At 65.8% G+C, this 18,500-nt stretch carries 21 protein-coding genes; 11 read left to right on the top strand and 10 right to left on the bottom strand.

Going from position 1 to position 18,500, the window contains the following annotated elements:
* Positions 1-18 precede the first annotated feature (18 nt).
* The gene (locus tag ACX80H_RS00700) at positions 19-777 is read right to left on the bottom strand and encodes a YebC/PmpR family DNA-binding transcriptional regulator (protein WP_459310519.1); all 759 of its coding nucleotides are present in this window, start codon (positions 775-777) and stop codon (positions 19-21) included.
* 2 nt (positions 778-779) lie between these two features.
* Entirely contained in the window at positions 780-1,619 is an 840-nt protein-coding gene (pdxT, locus tag ACX80H_RS00695) for a pyridoxal 5'-phosphate synthase glutaminase subunit PdxT (RefSeq protein ID WP_459310518.1), read from the bottom strand.
* 113 nt (positions 1,620-1,732) lie between these two features.
* Between pdxT and ACX80H_RS00690 the strand changes: the two genes are divergently transcribed.
* The 6 genes from ACX80H_RS00690 (at position 1,733) to ACX80H_RS00665 (ending at position 8,015) form a co-directional block, all read left to right on the top strand.
* A complete protein-coding gene (locus ACX80H_RS00690; RefSeq protein WP_459310517.1) occupies positions 1,733-3,004 on the top strand; it encodes a Mur ligase family protein in 1,272 nt (423 codons plus the stop codon).
* Positions 3,004-3,774: a type 1 glutamine amidotransferase gene (locus ACX80H_RS00685; protein WP_459310516.1), complete on the top strand. Its 771-nt coding sequence runs from the start codon at positions 3,004-3,006 to the stop codon at positions 3,772-3,774. The genes ACX80H_RS00690 and ACX80H_RS00685 overlap by 1 nt, the downstream gene beginning before the upstream one ends.
* 83 nt (positions 3,775-3,857) lie before the next feature.
* On the top strand, positions 3,858-4,256 hold the full coding sequence (locus ACX80H_RS00680) for a RidA family protein (protein ID WP_459310515.1): 399 nt from the start codon (positions 3,858-3,860) through the stop codon (positions 4,254-4,256).
* 67 nt (positions 4,257-4,323) lie between these two features.
* Positions 4,324-6,333, top strand: coding sequence for a M3 family metallopeptidase (locus ACX80H_RS00675; RefSeq protein WP_459310514.1), 2,010 nt, complete (start codon positions 4,324-4,326; stop codon positions 6,331-6,333).
* Positions 6,334-6,358: 25 nt separating this feature from the next.
* Positions 6,359-7,075 carry a GNAT family N-acetyltransferase gene (locus tag ACX80H_RS00670; protein ID WP_459310513.1) on the top strand — a complete coding sequence of 239 codons (717 nt, stop codon included), beginning with the start codon at positions 6,359-6,361 and terminating at the stop codon, positions 7,073-7,075.
* A 130-nt stretch (positions 7,076-7,205) separates the two neighbouring features.
* Positions 7,206-8,015 (top strand): MerR family transcriptional regulator, encoded by an 810-nt coding sequence (locus ACX80H_RS00665; protein ID WP_459310512.1) that lies wholly within the window; start codon positions 7,206-7,208, stop codon positions 8,013-8,015.
* A gap of 69 nt (positions 8,016-8,084) precedes the next feature.
* Here the strand turns inward: ACX80H_RS00665 and pdxS are convergent, their stop codons facing one another.
* The 3 genes from pdxS to ACX80H_RS00650 all read right to left on the bottom strand — a co-directional run bounded on the left by pdxS (position 8,085) and on the right by ACX80H_RS00650 (position 9,912).
* Positions 8,085-8,999 (bottom strand): pyridoxal 5'-phosphate synthase lyase subunit PdxS, encoded by a 915-nt coding sequence (gene pdxS / locus ACX80H_RS00660; RefSeq protein WP_087073377.1) that lies wholly within the window; start codon positions 8,997-8,999, stop codon positions 8,085-8,087.
* A gap of 138 nt (positions 9,000-9,137) precedes the next feature.
* Positions 9,138-9,599: an SDR family oxidoreductase gene (locus ACX80H_RS00655; protein WP_459310511.1), complete on the bottom strand. Its 462-nt coding sequence runs from the start codon at positions 9,597-9,599 to the stop codon at positions 9,138-9,140.
* Positions 9,600-9,621: 22 nt separating this feature from the next.
* Positions 9,622-9,912, bottom strand: a complete 291-nt coding sequence (locus ACX80H_RS00650) for an SDR family oxidoreductase (protein WP_459310510.1) — start codon at positions 9,910-9,912, stop codon at positions 9,622-9,624.
* Between the two features lie 80 nt (positions 9,913-9,992).
* Between ACX80H_RS00650 and ACX80H_RS00645 the strand changes: the two genes are divergently transcribed.
* Positions 9,993-10,868, top strand: coding sequence for a sigma-70 family RNA polymerase sigma factor (locus ACX80H_RS00645; protein ID WP_459310509.1), 876 nt, complete (start codon positions 9,993-9,995; stop codon positions 10,866-10,868).
* Positions 10,869-10,881: 13 nt separating this feature from the next.
* Here the strand turns inward: ACX80H_RS00645 and ACX80H_RS00640 are convergent, their stop codons facing one another.
* Both ACX80H_RS00640 and ACX80H_RS00635 read right to left on the bottom strand, forming a co-directional pair.
* Positions 10,882-11,124: a helix-turn-helix domain-containing protein gene (locus tag ACX80H_RS00640; protein ID WP_459310508.1), complete on the bottom strand. Its 243-nt coding sequence runs from the start codon at positions 11,122-11,124 to the stop codon at positions 10,882-10,884.
* Positions 11,125-11,518: 394 nt separating this feature from the next.
* The gene (locus ACX80H_RS00635; protein WP_459310507.1) at positions 11,519-12,049 is read right to left on the bottom strand and encodes a hypothetical protein; all 531 of its coding nucleotides are present in this window, start codon (positions 12,047-12,049) and stop codon (positions 11,519-11,521) included.
* 158 nt (positions 12,050-12,207) lie between these two features.
* On the opposite strand from ACX80H_RS00635, the gene ACX80H_RS00630 reads away from it, so the two are divergent.
* The 4 genes from ACX80H_RS00630 to ACX80H_RS00615 all read left to right on the top strand — a co-directional run bounded on the left by ACX80H_RS00630 (position 12,208) and on the right by ACX80H_RS00615 (position 15,232).
* The gene (locus ACX80H_RS00630) at positions 12,208-12,465 is read left to right on the top strand and encodes a mycothiol transferase (protein WP_459310506.1); all 258 of its coding nucleotides are present in this window, start codon (positions 12,208-12,210) and stop codon (positions 12,463-12,465) included.
* A gap of 866 nt (positions 12,466-13,331) precedes the next feature.
* A complete protein-coding gene (locus ACX80H_RS00625; protein ID WP_459310505.1) occupies positions 13,332-13,592 on the top strand; it encodes a hypothetical protein in 261 nt (86 codons plus the stop codon).
* Between the two features lie 218 nt (positions 13,593-13,810).
* The gene (locus ACX80H_RS00620) at positions 13,811-14,350 is read left to right on the top strand and encodes a hypothetical protein (RefSeq protein WP_459310504.1); all 540 of its coding nucleotides are present in this window, start codon (positions 13,811-13,813) and stop codon (positions 14,348-14,350) included.
* Positions 14,351-14,518: 168 nt separating this feature from the next.
* Positions 14,519-15,232, top strand: coding sequence for a hypothetical protein (locus ACX80H_RS00615; RefSeq protein ID WP_459310503.1), 714 nt, complete (start codon positions 14,519-14,521; stop codon positions 15,230-15,232).
* A gap of 97 nt (positions 15,233-15,329) precedes the next feature.
* On the opposite strand, the gene ACX80H_RS00610 is transcribed toward ACX80H_RS00615, so the two are convergent.
* The 3 genes from ACX80H_RS00610 to ACX80H_RS00600 form a co-directional block, all read right to left on the bottom strand.
* Positions 15,330-15,680 (bottom strand): hypothetical protein, encoded by a 351-nt coding sequence (locus ACX80H_RS00610; RefSeq protein WP_459310502.1) that lies wholly within the window; start codon positions 15,678-15,680, stop codon positions 15,330-15,332.
* A gap of 516 nt (positions 15,681-16,196) precedes the next feature.
* The gene (locus tag ACX80H_RS00605; RefSeq protein ID WP_459310501.1) at positions 16,197-16,463 is read right to left on the bottom strand and encodes a hypothetical protein; all 267 of its coding nucleotides are present in this window, start codon (positions 16,461-16,463) and stop codon (positions 16,197-16,199) included.
* A 310-nt stretch (positions 16,464-16,773) separates the two neighbouring features.
* Entirely contained in the window at positions 16,774-18,321 is a 1,548-nt protein-coding gene (locus ACX80H_RS00600; protein ID WP_459310500.1) for a CYTH and CHAD domain-containing protein, read from the bottom strand.
* Between the last annotated feature and the right edge of the window lie 179 nt (positions 18,322-18,500).

Genomic DNA, 18,500 nt, shown 5'->3' with positions numbered 1-18,500 from the left:
CTGTCGAGCGGTGCGATGTCAGTCGTCGTTCTCGAGCTCGGCCAGCACGTCGTCCGAGAGGTTGGCGTTGGAGTAGACGTTCTGGACATCGTCGAGCTCCTCCAGGGCGTCCACCAGCTTGAGGAACTTCCGGCCGCCGTCGGCATCCAGGTCCACCTGCATGGACGGCACGAACTCGATCTCGTCGGTCTCGTACTCGATCCCGGCCTCCTCGAGCGCAGCGACCACGGCGCGGACGTCCTGCGGCTCCGAGATGATCTCGAAGCTGTCGTCGGACTCCTTGACCTCGTCCGCGCCCGCGTCGAGCACGGCCATGAGCAGCTCGTCCTCGGTGAGGCCGTTCTTCGGCAGGGTGACGACGCCCTTGCGTGCAAACAGGTATGCCACCGACCCGGGATCGGCGATGCTTCCGCCGTTGCGCGTGATGCCGACGCGCACCTCGGAGGCGGCACGGTTCTTGTTGTCCGTCAGGCACTCGATCAGCAGGGCGGAGCCCTGGGGACCGCGGGCCTCGTACATGATCGTCTGGTAGTCGACGGCCTCGCCGAGCAGGCCCGCCCCGCGCTTCACGGCGCGGTTGATGTTGTCGATGGGGACGGAGGTCTTCTTCGCCTTCGAGACGGCCAGTTCCAGGCCGGGGTTACCGGCGATGTCGGCGCCTCCGGCGCGCGCTGCGACCTCGATGTTCTTGATCAGCTTCGCGAAGGACTTCGCGCGCTTGGCGTCGATCGCGGCCTTCTTGTGCTTGGTTGTTGCCCACTTAGAGTGCCCCGACATGCTTACGCTTCTCCTCTGATCATCCGAATAAACAGTTCGTGGACCCGCCGCTCACCCGTCACTTCCGGGTGGAAACTCGTGGCCAGCAGGTTCCCTGAACGCACTGCCACAATTCTAGCGACCGGCGCCAAGTCGGCTTCCGCTCCGTGCTCTTTAGCCGCCGGAGGGCCCGCCTGGGGGGTCTCGGCGGCAGGAACCTGTGCCAGCACCTGAACGCCGTCGCCCACCTTCTCCACCCAGGGTGCGCGGATGAAGACGGCCCGCACGGGGTCCTCGCCCGCGACGCTGCCGGTGGCGGCAAGTCCCCGAAAGGCCAGGTCCGCCTCGAAGGACTCGCGCTGGCGCCCGAAGGCGTTGCGCCGCACCACCATGTCGAGGCCGCCGAGCGTCTGCTGCGGATTGCCGAGCCTGTCCGTCGACGGATCCGCGATGACGTCGGAGAGCAGGATCATGCCGGCGCAGGAGCCGTACACCGCCAGCCCGCCTGCGATGAGGTCGCGCAGCGGCTCCGCCAGCCCGAAGGTGCGGGTCAGCTTGTCGATCGTGGTCGACTCGCCGCCCGGGATGATCAGGCCGTCGATCGCAGCGAGTTCCGACGGCCGCCGGACGGGCACGGCGCGCCCGCCGAGGGACTCGATCGTCGCGATGTGTTCACGCACGTCGCCCTGGACCGCGAGCACGCCGACGACGACGTCGCGGCTACGGGAGGTGGTCGCACCGGCGGTCTCAGGGGCGGTGGCAATCTCGCCGGCCTCGCGGGCCGGGAAGGAGGCGGCGCCGGACGCCGACCCGGACGTGGACCCGGACGTGGGCAGGGGGGCCGAGAAGGACGGGGAAGTCATCCCTCAATTCTAGGTCGCCCTCCCCCGGTTCCCGGCGCCGTCGGGGCAGGCGTGAGCAGCGCCTCCCGCCCCGCGTCCCGGAAAGGTCGGCGTGGTTGCGATAATTTGTAGGCATGAATCCCCTTCCAGTCCTCGTCGGCAAGGCCGTGCGCATCGCCTCCCGCCTGCGCGGCGGCGGCTCCGCGTTCCCCGGTCTCGTGGTCGAGCGCCTCGACCCCGGCTTCATGGGACGCGCGCTCTCGAAACTCCCCTACGGCGTCGTCGTCGTGAGTGGGACGAACGGCAAGACGACGACCACCAAGATGGTCGTGGAACTGCTCGAGGGCCAGGGCCTGAGCGTCTTCACGAACCGGACCGGCAGCAACTTCACGCGCGGCGTCGCCGCTGCGCTGCTCGGCGAGGTCGACTGGCGCGGGCGCTTGAAGGCCGACGTCGCCGTCCTCGAACTCGACGAGGCACACGCGGTGCACTTCGTGAAGCTCGTGCCACCGCGGTACGCGCTCCTCCTGAACGTCCTGCGTGACCAGCTCGACCGGTTCGGCGAGATCGACGCCACGACCCGCCTGCTCGAGCGCATCGCGCTGGCCACCACGGGCACGGTGGTCCTCAACCGCGAGGACCCCCGCGTCGCAGGCCTGGCGTCGTCCGTTACAGCGGCCGGAGTCGTCTACTTCGGCCTTGACGCGTCCCTCCGCAGCACGTTCCCGAACGACGACGAACTGCGCGGCGCCGCGGGCACCGCTCCCGCCTCCGCCCTGCCGGCCGACGTCGTCCTTCGATCGGTCGACGGCAACTCGGCGGAGTTCGAGGTGGAGGGCACGACCACGCGCACTGATCTCCGCCTGCGCGGCGTCTACAACATCTTCAACGCGGCGGCGGCCCTGGCAGCGGCCCGCGCCGTCCTCGGCGGTACGGCGGACAACGGCAGGCTGTTCTCGTCGCTGGCCGCTGTGGAGCCCGCGTTCGGCCGTGGCGAGAGCCTCGTCGTCGACGGCCAGGCCCTCGAACTGGTCCTCGTGAAGAACCCGAGCGGATTCCGGCTGGGCCTGAAGTCCTTCGACCCTGCAGGGTGCGCGACGATGATCGCCATCAATGACAATTACGCGGACGGACGGGACATGTCCTGGCTGTGGGACGTCGACTTCGATTCCCTCGGCCTCGGCGGGGTGGCCGTGGTCAGCGGTGTCCGCGCCTACGACATGGCACTGAGGCTGAAGTACGACGACGTCCGCGTGGGCGCCGTCGAACCCGACATCACCGAGGCGCTCCGGCAGTTCATCCGCGGATCCGACGGACGGCCCAAGCGCATCTTCTGCACCTATACCGCCATGCTCGCGGTGCGCCGCGAACTCTCCAAGATCACGAAGGTCGAGGTCGTTTCCTGATGAGCGACGCCCCATCCGCCGGCGCCCTGACGAAGGCGCCCGCCGACCCGTCCAAGGGGTCCCTCCGCATCCTGCAGCTGTATCCGCGGGAGATGAACATCTACGGCGACTACGGGAACGTCCTGGTCCTGAAGCAGCGCCTCGCGTGGCGCGGTTACGGTGCCGAGATCCTCGAGCACAACGCGGGGGACGCGTTCCCGGACGACGTCGACCTGATCGTCGGTGGCGGTGGTCAGGACAGCGGTCAGGTGGTGATCCAGGACGACCTCCAGGCCATCGCCCCCACGCTGCGCAGGCTCGCCGAGGACGGCACCCCGATGCTCCTCATCTGCGGGCTGTACCAGCTCTTCGGCAACTTCTTCCGAACCCAGGACGGCACGGTCATCCCGGGCATCGGGGTCCTGGACCTGGAGACGCGGGGTGGCGCCGAGAGGCTGATCGGGAACGTCGTCGCCCGGAGCGACGAGTTCGGTGAGATCCACGGCTACGAGAACCACAGCGGCCAGACCTTCCTCGGCGACGGGCTCAGGCCCCTGGCGACCGTCCTCAAGGGCGCGGGGAACAACGCCGAGGAGCACCACGAGGGCGCCCGCTACAGGAACATCGTGGGGAGCTACCTCCACGGCTCCCTGCTGCCCAAGAACCCCGCCATCGCCGATTTCCTGCTGCGCACCGCGGCGGAACGGAAGTTCGGTGCGTTCGAGGACGACGGCGTGGACGACTCCCTCGCGGAGCTGGCCCGGGAGCACGCGGCCGCGAGGCCCCGGTAGGCGCGTCGCCTGCGCCGCCAGGCGCCGACACAGCAGGTCGCCTGTGCCATGGTGTGCGGCGAGGGTCTGTATCATCGTGAACCATGTCCGTTCGACGCCTGCGCCCTGAGGGACTCGTCCGCAGTCCGGCCTTCAGCCACGTCGCGATCGTGCCGGCCGGCGCGACCACGATCTACGTGGGCGGCCAGAACTCCGTCGGCCCCGACGGCTCGCTCCGTGGTGAAGGGGACGTCGCCGTCCAGGCCGCGCACGCGCTGGACAACGTCAGGACCGCCCTCGCCGCCGCCGGTGCGACCCTCGACGACGTCGTGCAGTGGACGGTGCTGTTCGTGGACGGAGCCGACCTTGCGGCCGGGTACGGAGCGATCGCGCGGGACCTCGCGTCGGACGAACCCGCACTCGTCACAGCGGCCCTGGTGGCCGGGCTCGGCGTCCCGGGCGCCCTCATCGAGATCAGTGCGGTGGCCGCCGTCATCCCCTGACGGGCCGCTGCCGAATCAACTCCGGGGTAGTGCATCGAGGGAGGACATCGTGCAAAAGTTAGTTCCCATGAGCAACCCTTTCCTCGAGCCCAGCACCCTCGACTACCAGCTGCCACCCTTCTCCTCCATCCGGGACGAGCACTACCTGCCCGCCTTCGACGCCGGTTTCGCCGAGCACCTGGCTGAGATCGACCGGATCACGGACTCCGACGAGGCCCCCACCTTCGAGAACACGCTCGTCGCGCTCGAACGTGCCGGCAGGACACTCGACCGGGTCTCGCGTGTGTTCTTCAGCAACTCCTCCAGCCATGCGACAGACGCGATCCAGGAACTCGAGCAGCAGGTCGCTCCCCGCATCGCCGAGCACGAGGACAACATCAAGCTCAACCGCGCGCTGTTCGAGCGCCTCCGGAAGGTACCGGTCGACGGGCTCGACGGGGAATCCGCGCGCCTGGTCGAGGAGTACGTCCGCAGCTTCGTGCGGGCAGGAGCCGAGCTCGACGACGACGCCCAGGCCACCCTCCGCGGCCTCAACTCCCAGCTGTCGGCGCTCAGCACCGAGTTCTCACAGAAACTGCTGAAGGACACGAACGATTCGGCGCTCCTGCTCGACTCCGCCGACGACCTCGACGGCCTGTCCGCCGATGCCATCTCCGCTGCCGCCTCGGCGGCCGCCGAGGCGGGCCACGAGGGCAAGTACCTCCTGACGCTCATCCTGCCGACCGCACAGCCGGCCCTGGAGTCGCTCACCAACAGGGATGTCCGACGCCGGCTGCACGAGGCGTCCGTCGAGCGCGGTGCACGCGGCAACGACGCCGACACCCTCGTTATCGCCACACGCATGGCCACCCTCCGTGCGGAGCGCGCCGCACTCCTCGGCTTCGACACGCACGCCGCAGCCGCAACGGACAACCAGACGGCGCCGTCGCTGGAGGCGATCCTGGACCGGATGCGGGAACTCGCCGCTCCGGCCGTCCGCAATGCGCGGGCCGAGGCCGCCGAGCTGGAGGCCGAGGCGGGCCACCCGATCGAGCCCTGGGACTGGGCCTACTACGCGGGGAAGGTCCGGAAGGCGAGGTTCGACGTCGACCTGGATGCGCTGCGCCCCTACTTCGAGCTCGAACGCGTGATCAACGACGGCGTGTTCTACGCCGCCAACCGGCTGTACGGGCTGACCTTCACCGAGCGTCCGGACCTGGTGGGCTACCACCCCGACGTGCGCGTGTGGGAGGTCTTCAACGAGGACGGCTCAGGACTCGGCCTGTTCCTCGGCGACTACTACACCCGCGACACCAAGAGCGGCGGAGCCTGGATGAACTCCTTCGTGGACCAGTCCCGCCTCGACGGGACGCGCGCCGTCGTCATCAACAACCTCAACATCTCGAGGCCCGGCGCCGGCGAGCCGACGCTGCTCTCGTACGACGAGGTGGTGACCGCGTTCCACGAGTTCGGACACGCCCTGCACGGGCTCTTCTCCGATGTCACCTATCCACTGTTCGCGGGTACGTCCGTCCCCCGGGACTTCGTCGAGTACCCGTCGCAGGTCAATGAGATGTGGATCCTCTGGCCGGAAATCGTCGCCAACTACGCTCGGCACCACGAGACCGGCGAGGCGCTCCCCCGGGAAGTGATCGACCGCATCCACGCGGCAGGAGCCTGGGGCGAGGGCTTCGAGACCACCGCCTACCTCGGGGCAACGCTGCTGGACCTGGCCTGGCACTCGATCCCCTCCGGCACGGTCGTCGAGGACCCCCTCGCCTTCGAGGCCGCGGCGCTCGCCGATGCCGGGGTCGACTTCGCCCCTGTGCCTCCGAGGTACCGCACGTCCTACTTCAAGCACATCTTCGCCGGCGGGTACGCGGCTTCCTACTACGCCTACATCTGGAGCGAGATGCTCGATGCGGACACCGTCGAATGGTTCAAGTCCTCCGGGGGCCTGACGCGCGGGAACGGGGAGCACTTCCGTCGGGAACTGCTGTCGAGGGGCAACAGCATCGACCCGCTGGAGGCTTTCCGCGCGTTCCGCGGACGGGACGCTGACCTGCATCCCCTCCTCGTCCGCCGCGGCCTGGCGTGAGCGGCGTCGCGGGCGGCGCACCCGCATGGTGACCATTGCCCAGAGCCAGCGGCTGCACACGGCCTGGTTCACCGCGCTGGCCTCGGCGACGGGAGGGAAGACCTTCTCGACGCACGGCACCACGTGGGTGTGGCTGCCCGCACGACGCGAACTTCTGATGATGTTCCCCGACGCCGTCAGGGCGGAGGCCGTGAAGCCCGCGCTGGCCGAGGGCGTGCGGCTGCGCGCCTCCACCGTCCGGGTCTGGCTGAACGGCGCCGTGGACGCCGCCGAGCTCGGCCCCCTCGGGTTCAGCCCGAGCTGGCAGCCGTGGTGGATGGCGGCCCCCGTCGCGGCCGTGGTGCGGTCCTCCGACGACGCCGCCGTCCTCACCACCGAGGTGCCCGACTACTCGGGACCACTGGAGCAGGAACTGCGCGTCGCCCGCTCCCAGCCCCCGCAGGCGTGGCACGCCGTGACGAGGGAGGAGCGGGGAGGTGCCGTCACGGGTGCCGCGTACTCCTTCTACCCCCACGGGGTGGCCGGACTCCGGCAACTCGGCGGGATCCACCACCTCGAAGTCCTCCCCGACCACCAGCGGCGCGGGCTGGGGACGGCACTGCTGAGCGCGACGGCGCGTGCGGCGGGCGACGCCGGGGCCGTCGACCTCTGCGTCCAGGCCACGCCCGAGGGGTACCCGTTCTTCTCCCGCCGAGGGTTCGCACTGCTGGGGCGCGGCAGGACCTACTCCCTGCAGCTCTGACCGGGCCGCCGTGGGGACGGTGCAACCGGGCACAAGGATCGGATTTTTTGACCCTGCCCCTGGGGCCGGGCGGAAGGTCGGAATGTGGCACGACCGCCACGCAGGCATCCAGGAGGCAGCAGTGCCGCGAATGAGCAGTGGAACCTTCAGTCGCAGGACGCGCCTGAGCAGTAAGGCCCTGCGCCTGTATGCCGAGAGCGGGTTGCTCCCGCCCGCGCACGTCGACGCGCGGAACGGCTACAGGTACTACGCCGACGAACAGGTCGCCGATGCGCGCCTGATCATCCTGCTCCGCGGACTCGACATGCCCCTCGACACGGTTGCCCGTGTCCTGGCGGCGGACGACGGCGAACGCGCGGACCTCGTCGCCGCGTACTGGGCCGGCGTCGAAGCGACCGTGCTCGCACAGCGGCACCTCGCGTCCTACGTGATGTCGCAACTCGCCCAGGGGAAGGATCAGCTCATGAATGTGAAGACGCGAGCCTGCGATGCCAGGACCTATGTGACGGAGAAGCGACGGGTGAGTCCGGAGGAGATCCCGGACTTCATCCAGTCGTCGTGCGCCCGACTCATGCCAGTGGCCGAGCGGCTCGGCGGGTGGGCAGGACCACTGACGACCATCTACCGGAGCCCCGTCAACGACGATACGGACGGCGTCGTGGAGAACGGGATCCCGGTCAGGGACGGCGTCATTCCTGACGACGTGGGCGGAGCCGCCGAGCTCCTCGTCGAGCCCGCCGGCGAGGAAGCCTTCACCCGCATCACCCAGGCGCAGGTACGGTACCCGCAGATCCTGCAGGCCTACGACACCGTGTACGCGTGGCTGGCGCGTGAGGGGCTGACGCCGTCGCTTCCACCGCGGGAGATCTACTTCGCCCCGTTCGACGCGGCGCACCCCGAGGCGGAGGTGTGCGACGTGGCCGTTCCCTTCAGGAGATAGCACCCGCGGCCGGACAAAAGGAAGGACCGCAGCCTGGTAGCTGCGGTCCTTCCGACGCTCGCGTGGCTGTTACCAGCCGCGCTCTGCGAGGCGGTGCGGCTGCGGGATCTCGTCCACGTTGATGCCGACCATGGCCTCGCCCAGGCCGCGGGAAACCTTGGCGATCATGTCGGGATCGTCGTGGAACGTGGTCGCCTGGACGATTGCATGGGCGCGCTCGGCCGGGTTGCCGGACTTGAAGATGCCCGAGCCGACGAACACGCCGTCCGCGCCGAGCTGCATCATCATGGCTGCGTCCGCGGGGGTCGCGATGCCGCCGGCGGTGAACAGGACCACGGGAAGGCGGCCCGCGGAGGCAACCTCCTTGACGAGCTCGTAGGGTGCCTGCAGTTCCTTCGCCGCCACGTATAGCTCGTCCTCGGCCATGGAGGACAGGCGGTTGAGCTCCGAGCGGATCTTGCGCATGTGCATCGTGGCGTTCGAGACGTCCCCGGTGCCGGCCTCGCCCTTGGAACGGATCATCGCGGCGCCCTCATTGATGCGGCGCAGCGCCTCCCCCAGGTTGGTCGCACCGCAGACGAAGGGAACCGTGAACTTCCACTTGTCGATGTGGTTGGTGAAGTCCGCGGGCGTGAGGACCTCGGACTCGTCGATGTAGTCCACGCCGAGGGACTGCAAGACCTGCGCCTCCACGAAGTGCCCGATGCGCGCCTTCGCCATCACCGGGATGGACACGGCCTCGATGATGCTGTCGATCATGTCGGGATCGCTCATGCGGGACACGCCGCCCTGGGCGCGAATGTCCGCGGGAACCCGCTCGAGCGCCATGACTGCTACCGCACCGGCGTCCTCGGCGATGCGGGCCTGCTCAGCGGTGACGACATCCATGATGACGCCGCCCTTGAGCATCTCGGCCATCCCACGCTTGACCCGGTTGCCGCCGGTCTGCGCTGTGGTTGCCGAATTGTCTTCAACGGTGGACACGACTTGCCCCTAAAGGTAGAAAAAAGCTGACCCTTCATGATACGCCGCTGGAGCGGGCGCTCCGGCGGCGCCGTCGTCGTCCTGCCCGGTGCATGGGCACCTCGAAGGCGCGCTGTTCCGGATTCCTCTGCTCCTTGATCACGCTGTTCGCGCTGCTCCGCCCTGTTCGGCGAGGAACTCCACCCAGCTGCGCACTCCGCGCTGCGCCCCGGGGCCGGCGAGATTCGCGCCGGCCCGGTAGGCGCGGCCGATCGCTCCGGGTATACGGATGGGCAGCTTCGGGTGACGGTGGCCGAAGAAGTCCGAGTAACCGGCGAGCAGTTGGACGATGTCGAGTACGTCCGGTCCGACGATATCGGCCACACGGCCGGCTGGTTCCGCGAGGGCGAGCTCGGCCAGGCGGGCGGCGACCTCGTCGACGTGCACCGGCTCGAAGCGCAGGCCACGCGGTGCCGGGGTCAGCGGCATGCGGGCGAGACCCTTCACCACGGGGAGGACGAAGCCGTGCAGTTGCGCGGCGCGCACCATCGTCCACGGAACGCCCGACTCCGCGAAAGCCCGCTCGGATGACGCCTTGGCGCGGAAGTACCCGATCGGCATCCTTCCGCGCCGACCACCGAGATCAGGATGAGGTGACCCGTCCCGGCCGACCTGGCCGCGTCACCAGGTTGCGCGCCGCTATGTCCTCCCCCTTGGCGCTGCCGGCGAGATGCAGCACCGTGTGCACCCCGTCGAGCGCCGGTTGGAGGCCGGCGCCGGCGACCGTGTCGCCTTCGACGTGTTCGATACCGGACTCGTCGGGACGCGGGTGACGGCTGAGGACGCGGACATCCATGCCCGCAGCTCTCAGGATCGGGACGACCCGACTGCCGATGGTGCCGGTGCCTCCGGTCACGAGGATGGGTGTATTCATGGTCCGACTCCCTTGTCTGTGTTCCGGCGAGGCTTCGTGTCTCGTCGGTAGGGTGACGATTCACACCGCGAGGATGTGACATGACCGATCAGGAAATTCTCGCTCGGCGCTTCGGGAGCGCCCGGCCGCGACTGGTGGCGATCGCCAGCCGGCTGCTTTCATCGGGCGCCGATGCCGAGGACGTGGTGCAGGAGACGTGGCTGCGCCTGGAGCGCGCCGACGCGGACACGATCGAGAATCTCGATGCCTGGCTGACGACAGTTGTCTCCCGGGTGAGCCTCGACCTGCTGCGGGCACCCCGCCGCACATGCGAACGCGCCTGGCAGGTCGAGCCGTGGCGGGACGAGCCGGTCGCACCGGCCGGCGACCCGGCTATGGAGGCCGAGCGCAGCGACGAGGTGAGCGCGGCACTCCTCATCGTCCTCGACACCCTCAGTCCGGCCGAGCGGGTGGCGTTCGTCCTGCACGATGTCTTCCGGTGTCCGTTCGAGGAGATCGCCGAGGTGCTCGACCGGTCGGAAGCCGCTGTCCGCCAGCTTGCCTCCCGTGGCCGGCGGCGCGTCAGGGGTGCCCACGCCACGGTCCAGCCTCCATCGGGCGGCACGCGCGAACTCGTCGGAGCCTGGCTGGTAGCGGCCCAACACGGCGACATCACGGCGCTGCTCCGCCTGCTCGATGAGGACGCCGTGCTGCGCGCCGACTACGGCGCGAGCAGTCACGTCATTGAGGGCGCGCAGGCCATCACGGAGCCGGCCGTCCTGTCAGCACGGTTGGCTGCTCACTCGCTGCCCGTCCTGATCGACCGGTGTCCCGGCGTGGCCGCGGTACTGAATGGACGGGTCGTGTCCATCATGGCGTTCACGATCGTGGACGGAAAGATCACGCGCCTCGATGTGCTCGCCGATGCCACGCGCCTGCAGCACCTCGCTGTGGGCGACGCCCTGGGCCCCGACTAGCGCGGTGAACACATCACGAGCGTTGCATCCTCCTGTCAGGTACCCGCGAACCCGTCACAAGGCCCTCACGGCGGATGGTCCCGGTTCGTCGTTGCAGCACGCGGTACACAGTGGTTCGGGAGACACCGAGGAGTCCGGCGATTTCTCCCCGCGTGTGCTCGCCGGCATCAATCAGGTAGAACAAATGTTCGCGTTGAATGGTCGGCAGCTTGGGCTGCTTACCGCGCAGCCGGCCCTTGGTTTTAGCGATTGCCATACGGCTTACGGGCGCTGCTAATGCTTGCAAAGCGGCTCTAACTGGCACTTTTATGCTTGGACCGACGATGTAAGAGAGGTCCGGATGGTCCGAACAATCGAGGCACTGAAATCCATGGCGCCCGGCGGAGGATCGTCGATCGTGCTACTTCCTTGACCGCCGATCTTTGGCCTGATCGACGCGATCAACGACTGATGCCCCAACTATGACCAGAACGATCACGACTACGCCTATCCCTGTGATCAAAAGCGCAAGGTTGACCGGCATGGCGTCCGTGTTGATCCGTGTGGGGTACATGAACTGATCCAAGCCTGAAATGCCTCTACGCACAACAACTGAGCCTGGGCATCTATCGTCGGGATTTGTAGAGACCACTTGGCCATCGGCTTGCGGGTCAGTAGCCGCGCTTTTCGATGATCGGCTTCTCGTGCAGGAGGGTGAGTTCTCGATGGCTTAGCCCGAGCTGCAGCACCGGCGCGAGAGTGACATGAGCGTAGAGCTCGATGGACGTCCCGTTCACTTCCCACAACGCCGACCGGTTTCCCTCGCTCTGGTTTGTTTCGTCAGCAGCTTTTCCGAAGACGTCGGTGAGGCGGTCCCGCACGATGTCGAACGCGGGACCGGCGAGTACTTGGGAACCCTGTATGCCTGGATAGAAGAAGAAACCAAGGAAGTGCAGCTTGCCTGCCAGCGCCGCCCAGGAGCCACCCTTCATCGGAACCCCTGGCATGAGGAGTGAACCGCCAGATGAGTCCGCCGAGTCATCCTGGTGCTCGAGCAACGGCCCCGGCACGCAATCAATGGCTTCGAAGTACGCATCGGACTGGTTCGGATCCTCAGGCCACCGTCCACCGACTACCTTATTGATCAAGCTCAGGATCACACTGGGATCAGGGTCGAGAGATTGAGGTGCCATTTCAGCCATGACTGCACCCTATGCCTCGCCTGTGGATGAGTGCCCACACCTACTGCCCGTATGCGGATCCGTAGGTGGGCCTCTTCTTCGGGCCGGTCTGCAGGTCTCGGTTAGTGGGGTCGGGCGCGCCTATGCAGCAACTCGACCCCCTCGACTAGGTTGAGCAGATGGGAAACGACACCCGGAGTGATCCGCCGACGGCAGCCGGAGAGCGGGAAACTTCGACCGGCTTTCTGGATTACTTCCGAGCCACTGTAGTGATGAAGGCCAGTGGCCTCAGCGATGCCGACGGCGCTAAGCGGCTCGTGCCCTCGCTGACAACGGTGTCCGGGTTGGTGCAACACCTGGCTGACGTTGAGCAGTTCTGGTTCCAGGATCGCATCGACTGCGCACAAAGTGTGCGGTGGGTTCTGGTGCACAAGTAGGAGGCTCCGCTCCTATCTTGGACGATTACCCTCGCCATCGTTCTCGACTAGGTCAGATTGAAGGCCCCGCTCATTATCCCCGGCGCCTGATGCCGATAACGTGTCTTCATGGTCGTAGTAGCACGTCGTTCGACCGGTGTCATCGATGTGGGACAGGTCCGGCCACTTCCTTGGTTCGTCGGTCTGATTGCTGCGGCAGGCGAAAAGGTCCGCGGCAACGACTGTTACCAACCCGAGTGTGACACCGATCAGTATGTCCCAGCGACCTAGGACGAGACTGAGGATTGCGGCGGCCGCGAGCAGCCCTCCGACTACGTTCACAATGATTCGAATGCCAGTCTCCTTCTACTTCGACATCGTTAGCCCCATGTCTGGGTGAACCTCAGGTTGTGGTCGAAAGCATCAATCGGATTGGGAGAATGTGTCGTCATTGAGCGGTTGTCCCGCTAGGTAGTACCTGCGGCTCGGTCATGGGATCAGCTAACCACGAGTCTCCGATGAACGACCGCTCGAAATCACTCAGCGTCAGCTGCCCGCAAACCGATGGCCCAGCGTGCGCGGATTGGTGGCACGGGGATATGCACGATGAAGATTCTTGGTGTTCCTATTTCAATGACATTGGTCTCGGGTATGAGTACGGTGCTCCATTGAGGAGGCCGCCGCTAGACCTGCATTGCGTACCTAGAGCTACATGCTGTGTACCTAGGTCCTTACATGCTTTACGTAGATCGTCGCGCGCTTGAACGGTTTGCGGGTAATGCGTCGGTACACTCGCGCAAGGGGACATATTCCGTAGCCGTGCAGATAGCTCGTATCTTTTCCCCATTACCTGCTCTACTTCATGTTTGCTACCTAAGGGGACTACTTTGACTCAGCAGCCATACCACGACACGCAGGGCATCAGGGGCATCTCGCCTGAAGCCAGCAAGGCCAAGACAACCAGCCTGGTGCTCGGCATTGTCGGCCTGTTCCTCCTGGGCATCATTCTGGGCCCGCTGGCCATCATGCAGGCCAACAAAGCCGAACGTCTGGGAGAACGCGCAACAGCAGGAAAAGTGCTCGGCTACATCTGCACTATTTTCGGCGTCATAGGCTTGATCCTCACCGTCCTCAGGTTCCTCGGCTAACGCATCAGGGCAGCAGCACCGCCGCATCGCGCAAAGTAGCGGGAAGTCATGGCGCCGGGTGGGCACCTGCAAGGATGTCCTACCCGGCCCGTGCACGGCATGAGTGAAGCCCTGCGACGGCGGGCGGAACCTGCAGCAAAAACGCGAGTGACCCTCCTACCAGTGCTCTGATCGCCGTTGTTGCACGAAGGGGTCATCCGAATGAAAGGCTTCAGCCCATGAATGATGAATGGAGCAGGCTCCAGCCGGCCCTGCGGCCGGGCGAACAGCTACGCTGGGCAGGTAGACCCGACCCGAAGGTGCGTTTCACACCTGCCGACGCGTACCTTGTTCCCTTCAGCCTCATGTGGGGAGGGTTTGCCATCTTCTGGGAAGTCCAGGTACTCACCAGCGACCAGCCCGCATTCTTCGCCCTTTGGGGCGTTCCCTTCGTGCTTTTCGGGCTGTACTTTATCTTCGGCCGCTTCATTTACAAGGCACGGCAGAAATCTCGCACCGTGTACGGACTCACCGATACCCAGGCGATCGTCTCGACGAGCGAACGGTCATTCTCCGACACAAGGGTCCAGGATGCTGCCGTTCGAACCGATCGTTCCCGTGACGGCAGGCATGCCAGCTTCATCTTCGGTGGTAGCCGCCGTGCCGCCTATCAAAACACCGGCATGGACTTCTTCAACGTCGGCCAGGAACAAGGCATCAGCTTTTTCGACGTCGCCGACCCTGACACCATGCTCCGTGAGCTGGATCAGGTGCGGTAATGCGGTTGGAGATTGCATAATACGCCCTGATGCAAGGCTTTGTTGGAGCAACGCCGACGTGATTACGCCTGTATCTGCGACCAGAAAAGCCATGGATGGGTAGATCTGCACAGGTCCTGAACCCTGACCCATACGGTGGAAGAACTATGACGACAGGCGGTCATCAACATGGTCGAGGGCTCATCGCCTAGGAACGAGAAACCCAACGGAGCGCCGTTCCGTATTGTTTCTGGCTGCTTCGCCCTCGGCCTGGGCCTGTTGTGCGTATCTGCAAGCTTCACCCACGCGATCTCGATGACCGGCAAGGATGCCCTGACCCTATGGTTCTTCTTCGCCTGGGGGTTGGCGCTAGCGTTGGGTGGGCTTTGGCTGATCCGGGGCCGCTCCAAAGGAGAGTCGATCGTTCTGGTGCTCGACCGGAAACGGGTCATGAGCGCCTCATTCTTGGCGATACTCGTCGTTGGACTTCTGATCTTCCTCATTGGCCAACTGTCCACGAAAGACGATTCGTGGTGGCCACTAATCCTGCAAACGATGTTCGCGAACCTCTTCGCTTCGCTACCCTTCATGCTCTTCGACCGGGAAGATCACAAAGAACGGGACGCCCCGGTCCGACTCGATGCCGCCGGGCGGCGAAAAGTAAGACGGCGGCTACTAGTCATTACCGTCAGTGGTGGGTTGATGTTCGCGGCAGGGATTGCAGCGGACGTTCAGGTTGAGACGTGGTGGGCGGATGCCCTGGTCCGTATAGGAAGTGCGCTGCTAGCAGCGGGCGCAGTGCTTGGATACCGGCTGAAGAAAAATCCTGCCACCAAGTCAGGACCCGACCCCACCTCTCAGCCCTCAACAGAAGGGGCAGCAGATACGAAGAACACACCATGAAAAAGCCCGTTGAAGGATTGCTGACAGCATCGGTTTCGCCGCCGCTGAGAACACCTGCAGGAAGCCCGGCTGGAGGGGGTCCGGATGTGACCGAGGCTCAGCCGAGCCAGTCCGGGGGGCCGGCGAGACCGAGCCGGTAGCGTGCCGCGTCCGCGGAGGGGCTGTGCGGTCCGAGGGCCAGCTGGAAGGTCCGTAGCTGCACGCGGGTGCGCTGCAAGCGGAGGCGGGCCGCGGGCGAGCGGTCGCCGCGGCCGGGTACCCCGGCGAGGGGGGCCACGGACGGGGGGACCATCAGCGCCCCGGCGCCGGCGAGGCCCTTGTAAAAGACCCGCTCGGCCCGGTTCAGTCCGTCCGGGGCGGAGAGGAAGGCGAGGAGCTCGGCGGGGACGGGTTCGAGGTCGGGCTCCACCGCGCGCAGGGCCTCGGCGAGGGATGCTGTAGGAGCCACACCTAAAGGCGGGCTCACACCGCCTCCCACCTGCCCTCACCTATCGGACAGTCCGCAGGCTCGGCTACCGCATGTCCTACTGACACTGAAACATTGCCGCGATTACCGAAATTCGACGACGAAACCCTGAAGACCTGTCTCTGATCAGGCATACAACCAGGATGCGACAACCAGCCGGCGGCTCCTCAAAGCATCGGACTCCGTGCAACCCCTGCCTCAGCTGGTCACCTCCACTAGTTCCACAAGATGATCAACCCCGGGGGAAGCAGGTTTGCCGGCCAAAGGGATCCTGCCAGCTTGCTTGCCCGGGATCGATGTCTTCGCCGGTTGCCGGCTCCAGGACGTTGATGTCCTGGCGTTGTTGTGGCATGTCGATCAGTCACCCGTTGAAGGGTGGTGTCTGAAGGTGGTGTCATTCCCTCAGCCAACCAACGCATCGTCCCCGCTTTCATCGTTTCCCCGACACCTGGAACTCACCGGCGCGAGGACGGCCGGCAGGCGTGATGCTTCACCTGGTCAGTGCCCAGCCGCTTCCTGAGACCGCTCGCCCATGCTCCGCACATGGGCGATGATCGGTCGTAATTCGCTTTGGCGTACTTCATGCAATGAGGTGACCGGCCGACCAGTACACCATCCGATGACTGTCAGTCGCTCATGCAGGGTGATAACGCGCGCGTTGTAGAACGCCTGCTGCAACATGAGGATCTGACGCTCACGCAGGGGGCTATGAGCAGAGAGAATGGACAAGGAATGCACTGGATCCAGTGCGGCGATCGCGTTCATGGTGCCGATCGTAGGCTCGGTCCTCTAACGACCAGGCTGAGCTCGGCGTGTAGGGGATGAAGGCTGCATGAATACTCCTCCCGAAGACCCTATTTCCAGCTCATCCGATTTCCTGCATTTCTTGGTTTCACCAGGGTGCCAGATCCCGGGCTGGCTCTCACGACGAGAAGTGGCCGACGCTACGGTGCGTGTAGCGCTGCCCGTGTCGAAGCTACCGCTGGCTGGTACATGAGGTTTTTCCCGGTACCTCGCACCGGGAGACGACGGCCTACCGACCCTGAACAGGCGAGTCGGTGGGCGGCCGCAGTCGTTAGTGCGTGAGGAGCGGGGTGGGGAAGTTCCTCCATTCGTGGTGGAACTGGTTCTCGGCGTCCAGCGCTGCTGATTGCTCCAGGGCGTGGAGTCGTCCGTAGCTGAATCCGTTTTCGCCTTGCTCGAAGGCTGTGGCGCCGAGCCGGCGCAGCAGGGTACGGGTGACGATGCTGTCCTGGTGGTCTCCGAGAATCTTTTGGATACCGTGGGCGGCGTCCCTGAGGGCGGCGGCTTTCTTGGGTTTGATGGGTAGGGCTGCTTCGGCGGCATACCGTAGGCGTTTGCCGTCTTTGCGTACCTCGTGCAGGGCCGGGTGGTCTCCGATGCCGGCGGGATGCCTTCGGGCTTCGCGCACTGCTGCCTGGAGGCGTGTGATGTCACGGTTGATGAGCTCAGGAATCACATCTTTGGCGCGCTTATGACCAAGGGGTGTCAGTCTCGGAGCGGCCAGGAGGGACTCGAGCGTGTCCAGCAAGCGGAAGTAACGTTCCCCGTCCAGCGCTTCCAGTACGTGGGTGTGGGCGTCCCGATAGGTGCTGCCGAGTTCGAGGTCGATCCTGCGGGCGACGGGCCCCATGACGAGGTCGGATGGTTCGTCCGCCAGCATGTCCTTGAGGCGTTGGTGCATCACTTCGGCATCCCGCGCCTGCCCGAGGACACCGGCAAGCCACTTCAGCTCATCCCGCAGAAGGCTCGCTGCCGTGGTGTCCGTCAGAAGTGTCCGGTAGGTGGCCAGCACTGAGCGTGCACGTCGGGTCGCGACCCTCATCCGGTGCACCGCGTCGTGCTTGTCGAGCCTTACGTGGGGATCCTCATGCACCAGTGCGGCAAGTTGCTCGGTGAGGTAGACCAACAGGACGTCGCCGGCGGGTCCTGCCGGCGTTGGTTCCACAGCCTTTCCAGGACCGGCCGGCAGAGCGGTTCCGAGGGCGCGCGCGAGCTTGGAGGCGTGCTCGGCGGGGTGGACACCGGTCGCGGCAAAGGCACCCTGCACGGCGTCAAGCAGGTCCCTGGACCCGTTGACGAGTTCGACCTCCCACTCCCGCCAGCGACGAGCGGCCTTCTCCGGGACGAAAGCCTCCGCCTGCACCTGGTCATCCGTGAAGTCAGCCAACACCTCGCCGTCTGTGTCGCGGAGACGGTGGACGAGTCGTCGGGTCTTCAGGCGAGCAACCGGCATCAGTGCCGTGTCCCTGGTATGGACGCGCACCAGTCGCAGCAGCGCCTCCGGAATCCCGTCTGCCTTCTTGCCCAACGGCTCATGGTATTCGTGTCGTTCTTCCGGGCCGGCCGGAAGTTTCAAGTGCCAGCCGGCGTCCTTACCGCCGGTGCGGCGGCGCAACGTGATGCGTCGAGCCGCCAGACGCAGGTCGCCGGTGTCGTAGTATTCGGCTCTCAGTTGGTGCTCGACCGGTTGGTCCACGCGATCGACCCCGAAAACCTGGTGCAACGGTGGAAGGGCGGTGTCCTCCGCGACGTCAAACTTCCGCTCGATTTCAACAGCAGGTTCCGGGTGCATAAGCGATCGTACGTTCCCGCCCACCATCCCGTCACCGGAACCAAAGGGTGCCGCCGCAAAGGTTGCTCCATCGATGAAGACTACGGTTCACCCGAATCCGCCAGCCAGGCGTCCACTACGCCCATGGAGAGGATGACGGGCCTCCTCTCAGGCCACCCACCGGCAGCTCTACTCGAGAGCCCTGTGAATCCTCGGTGCACGCCTTC

It is taken from the genome of Arthrobacter pasteuri (assembly GCF_054510955.1).
The sequence above is the reverse complement of the archived record's forward strand: the minus strand, read 5'-3'. Positions and strand labels throughout refer to the sequence as shown.